The sequence below is a fragment of the Actinoplanes sp. NPDC048791 genome (genome assembly GCF_040650095.1).
Taxonomy (GTDB): Bacteria; Actinomycetota; Actinomycetes; order Mycobacteriales; family Micromonosporaceae; genus Actinoplanes.
This window is the reverse complement of the sequence record NZ_JBEZGQ010000650.1, coordinates 1-4,916: the sequence shown is the minus strand read 5'-3', so window position 1 is coordinate 4,916 and position 4,916 is coordinate 1. Positions and strand designations below refer to the sequence as shown.

Annotated in this window: 5 protein-coding genes; 1 reads left to right on the top strand and 4 read right to left on the bottom strand. The window is 69.9% G+C overall.

Features of this window, described 5'->3' with window-relative positions:
• Positions 1-1,079, top strand: a 1,079-nt coding sequence (locus tag AB0C29_RS33640; RefSeq protein WP_360828877.1) for a hypothetical protein, incomplete at its 5' end; no start/stop codon positions are given.
• 10 nt (positions 1,080-1,089) lie between these two features.
• Here the strand turns inward: AB0C29_RS33640 and AB0C29_RS33635 are convergent.
• The 4 genes from AB0C29_RS33635 to AB0C29_RS33620 form a co-directional block, all read right to left on the bottom strand.
• The gene (locus tag AB0C29_RS33635; RefSeq protein WP_360828874.1) at positions 1,090-1,926 is read right to left on the bottom strand and encodes a rhamnogalacturonan acetylesterase; all 837 of its coding nucleotides are present in this window, start codon (positions 1,924-1,926) and stop codon (positions 1,090-1,092) included.
• A gap of 61 nt (positions 1,927-1,987) precedes the next feature.
• A complete protein-coding gene (locus AB0C29_RS33630) occupies positions 1,988-2,614 on the bottom strand; it encodes a hypothetical protein (protein WP_360828871.1) in 627 nt (208 codons plus the stop codon).
• 204 nt (positions 2,615-2,818) lie between these two features.
• A complete protein-coding gene (locus AB0C29_RS33625; protein WP_360828868.1) occupies positions 2,819-3,103 on the bottom strand; it encodes a hypothetical protein in 285 nt (94 codons plus the stop codon).
• Positions 3,104-3,114: 11 nt separating this feature from the next.
• Positions 3,115-4,263, bottom strand: coding sequence for a hypothetical protein (locus AB0C29_RS33620; protein WP_360828865.1), 1,149 nt, complete (start codon positions 4,261-4,263; stop codon positions 3,115-3,117).
• Positions 4,264-4,916 lie beyond the last annotated feature (653 nt).

Sequence of the window (4,916 nt, the reverse complement as noted above, 5' to 3'; positions counted from 1 at the left end):
GGAGGATGTCCCAATGGATCAGCCGGTCGAGGGTGTCGCTGCCCACCACGTGCGACGGCCCCCTGACGCCGGGCGTGCCGGGCCGGCGGCTGGTGACCACCCGCACCGACGCCACGCTGGCGGTCCACGACCTCGACCGGCTGGCCGCGGGCGACCACACCCCGCTGGTGGTTTTCCCGGCACCCTGGCCGCGCGTCGCGAGCGGCGTCGACGCCGTGGCGCCCGGCCTCGACCTGGCCGTCTTCACCGGACTGCACGCGGTGCGCGCGGTGGCCCCGGACGGCGTGACCCGGTGGGAGATCCCGCACGGCTGCTGGGTCTGCGAGGAGCGGCACGAGACGGCGGACGAGTACACCGCCGACCCGGCCCACAAGCATCCCGACCACGGCTCGGCCTGCTTCGGCGCCGACGGCCGGACGGTGTGGGCCCACGTACGGGAGCTCGGCGAGGACGACGATCCGCGTGGTGAGTCCAGTCCCGAGACGTGGCTGGTGATCGACCCCGCGGACGGCACCGTCGTGGCGCGGGCCGGCACCGAGACGTACGCCGCCGGATCGCACCACGTCCCGCACCCGGACCCGGCGGTCATGGGTTTGGCCGTCGGCGAGGGTCAGGACGGAGCACCGGCGCTGTGGGGCCGGCTCGCCGATGGTGTCCTGCACGTCGAGCGGCTGCCCGATGACGACCGGATCCTCCTCGCCGCCGGGCCGGGCGGCCGCACGTTCCTGACCCGCGGGCACGAGCAGGGTCAGGAGCTGACCGTGCACCGCACGTCCGACCACGTCGTAGTGGGCACCGTCCTGGCCGACCGGCTGGAGCCGGCGGATCCCGCTGCCCGCTGGGGCTTCCGGTGCGGGCTGGTCGACGACCGCACGCTCGTGGCGGAGACCAGCGAGCACGGGTACGGCGCCGCCGACGTGCGGCACTGGCTCATCGACGTCGAGACCCTGGACGTCCGTGGCCCGATCCGTTATCCGGTCGCGGCCGGCCCGCACCCGATCGGGCTGGGTGACGGGACCTGGCTGACGATGAGTTCCCGCGGCCAGGACGTCAGCGTCTGGCGGCTGCCGGCCCCGTGACGATTGCCGGTCAGCTCTCGGCCGGCCGGGTCGGGGGCCAGACGAGCGAATCGTCCGGGATCGTGGGGTCGCACAGTGCCCGGTGGTCCCGGCCCGGCAGCATCCGTCCGGCCGCCACCACCAGCCGGGCCACCTCGATCGCCCCGTGCGCCTGCAAGTGGGTGTTGTCGGCGACCCCGGCGGGATAGTTCGGCGAGACACCCGGGTCCAGCCAGAGGAAGTGGGTCTTGGTCGCCTCCGGGCCCAGGGCGCCCCAGCGGGCGAACGACAACGCGGTCAGGTCGATCAGCGGCGTACCGGTGTCCTCGGCCAGCGCCCGCATCGCCGCCGGATACTCCCCGTGCGACAGGTAGGGCACGCCCTCGGCGGTGAACCGCCGTCGCTCGACCGGGGTGACCAGCACGGGCCGGGCCCGGCGGGCCCGCGCGCCGTCCAGGTAGCGGCGCAGGTACTCCTGGAAGGTCGTCCAGGGCTCGGTGCCGCGGGCCGGGTCCTCGACCTTCTCGTCGTTGTGGCCGAAGGACACCAGCAGCACGTCGCCGGGACGGATGGCGGCCAGGATGCGGTCGAGCCGGCCCAGGTCCGCGAAGCTCTTGGAACTGGCGCCGGAGAGCGCCTCGTTGACCACCGCGATCTCCGGCCGCAGGAAGAGCGGCAGCGCCTGGCCCCAGCCCGCGCGGGGCACGTCCGCGAGGGCGTACGTGGCCGCGGTCGAGTCCCCCGCGACGAAGATCGTGTGTCGGGGCGGGCGGCGCCCGGCGGCGCCGGCCGGTCCGGTGATCCCCAGCCCACCGGCGACGGCCCCGCCGAGCGCGGCCCGCAACAGCATCCTGCGATCAAGCTCCATGCCGCCATCAGATCAGCCCTCGTCGATCCAGGCAAGCGCTTACCTATAGTGTTCCCACGGGTCAGCGAACCAGCCGGACCGCCCGGTGCGCCGCGCTGGGCCGGCTGAACAGGCGCGTCGGCCGGCCCTTGAGGTGCAGGTCGAAAAACGCCGCCTGGTACGCGCGGGTCGCCGCGACGGCCGCCGCCGGGGAGACCGTGCCGATCATCGCGCCGTACGCGCTGCCCGGCCGGATCGCCAGCACCGCGCCCGTCAGCCCCTGCTCGACCACGGGCGCCAAGGGCAGCCAGCCCCCGTCGGCGGTCGCAAAGCCGACGTCGGTGTCCCCGATCGCCCCGGCCCGGACCCGCTCGTCGGCCGCCATCAGGGTCAGCGTCATCAGGCCGGCACCGGTGATGCCACTGAACGCGCCGATCCGGCCGAGGTCGAGGCCGGCGCGCAGACCGGCAGGCATTGCCCGGGCGCCCAGCGCGGTGAGCCGGTCGAGCACGAAGCGGGCGTCGGCGGTGCGGCTGGCGTAGATGTGGCGCACGTAGGCCAGGAACTCGAGGCTGTAGCGGTCATCGTTGTACCGGTATTCGCATTGAGTGAGGACAAGTGCGGCACGGACGATGTACCAGGCGTCGATGGTCTCGCCCCTGACGCTGATGGTGGTCTCGGCCAGGCGGTCGGTGAAAGAGCTTGCCATCGAGGATGACGTGTGACCAGCCCTCGGCGGCCACCCGCGTGAGGGCCTCGTGCAGGTCCGCGGTCTGGGTGGCGAGAAACCCTCTCGTAGCCGAGATCTTGTCGCAAAGACCTGTCTACCGATGGCTCCCTGTCCCCAGCTTTGTCCGCAGGTGACGGTACGCCCGTGTCGCTGAGGTTCTGCCGGCATTCCTCGGTGATCACATCAGTCCAGGAGTTGCCAGGTGGCGTCGCGGATCACCATGGCCTTGCCTTTGGCACCGTGGGTGTGCCGGCCGTCTTTCTCCTCCGCCTGAGGTGCGATGGCCTCCCGGACCATCAGACCGGTGACCTCCACCTTCTTGCCGTAGTCGCCGTCGTCCCAGCTCTCGAGGCCGTCCACATAGACGAGCCACTCGCCATCGGGATCGGCAACCACAGCGCTGCCGAGCGCGTTGTACGCGACACCGCTGAGGGTGACCTGGTGATCAACCATCTCGGAGAAATCCACGGCACCTCCTCTTACTTCCTTGCCAGAGCGACCGTGAAGACCTGCCGGTCGAAGTTCAGCAGCGGCTGCGAGTAGTGCTTGAGCGTACTTTGGTAGACCTTCATGCCGGGCTCGGAGTGATTGGCGTGCCACCAGGTATTGGTGGCTTCGTCGTACCAGCCGTAGTCGAAGTTGACCATTTCTGCCCCCGGGCCCTCGGATGGGTCGGGACGGCCCCTGTACTTGTACCCCGACATGTCGACCTGGCCAGTGTCCGGGTTCGGTTTGAATGACCTCGTGTCCGCCTTCTTGCGCTTGTTCCAATCCGGGTTCTGGTTGGCGTAGAAGCGTTTCGAGAAGACAACGGCCCGCCACTCGGCGGGATTGCTCGACGGCAGGGCGCTCACCACACCGGTGAGCTGACTCAGCAGCGGATGCAGTCCCACCGCCTCGCCGTACTTAGTTACGGTTGGAGCAGTGGCCAGGATGTCGTTGAGCGCGCGCGACACGGCGCGGGCATGTTCGAAACTGTCGAACGACAGGCCCAGGGGCGGGTCAGGGGCACCGTCAGCGAGGTTCAGTGACGTGATGCCGATGCAGCCGCGACTGAGATCATTCTTCTCGTCGGGTGTCATCGTCCGGCCGTGCAGCTTCTCCCAGATGGCGATGAAGTCCGCCACCGGCCACACCCGCGTCTTCTGCTTGGGCTGCAGTCGGAGACCGATTTCGAGGACCCGCTTAGCCGAGGCCGGACAGGCGATCAGCAGCGCCAAATGCTTCTCGACGGGAAGGCTGCCGAACCGGCTGATCATGTCGGGTTCGTCGAATCCGTTGAGCAGGCCCGCCGCCTGCTCCAGACGGCCGGCCGCCACATCCTCTTTGTAGTTCATGTCCAGCGCCGGTCGGCGCACGCGGTGGTTCCAGTCCGGGCAGGCAGCGAGGAGCAAGGTGCGCTGGTCGTAGCCGAGATCCTTCACCCGGGCGTTGATGTCGGTATCGTTGAACCCGTTGAGGCGTACGGCCGCTTTCCCCCATTCGCCGGCGCTCACCTCGTCGCGGTACGCGGCGTCGAGTTCCGCGCGATCCCGTTGGACTGTCAGCGACTGGGACACAGCCCTCCGGGTCGCGCCGTTGCCGACCGAACGTTGCAACGCAAGCATCACCGACGCGTTCGACTTCAAGTAGCTCCATGACCCCGTGGACACCGGAACGACCACAGCCGACGTAGCGTGTTCGGTCGGTGACGAGACCAGACCGTCCGCCCGGTCTGGCCGGGGGCGCGACCGCGCGTTACGCCAATCCGGTTGTGCCCTGTCGGGGCTCATACGCCGAACCTCTACCGGAGAGTTGACACGACTGCGGGAATGTCCACCCGAGTATGTCGTGCGACGCACGCTCAGCGGGCGGCGGCGCTGAAGTGTGCCCGTACGGGCAAAGAAGAACGGCATCACTTATGACGGATCAGTGTCACATCTGGAGCGAGGTGAAGTGACCCCGCCGGCCCGCTGGCGGCACGCCTCCAGACTTGGCAGTCGACCTGGCCGGCCGGTTCGGGAGCGGTGGCGAAGGCGAAGATCTCGTCGGCCGCCCCGCCGTTCCGGCTCGCCGCGGGGGCGGCCGTGGGCAACAGCGCCCCCGCTGTCACGCCCGCCCCGCCGGCCAGCACCAGCCGGCGACTCACCTGGTTTCCGTTGCACCGCATGGATCTCCCCGTTCGTCGCTGTCCTCACTCGACGAACAGACTGCGCGGGGTTTCCTGAGCGCCGGCTGAGCCGCTGAGAAGCCGCTCAGGTGACCTTGATGGGGGTGACGGTGCCGGTGGCGCCGTCCACGG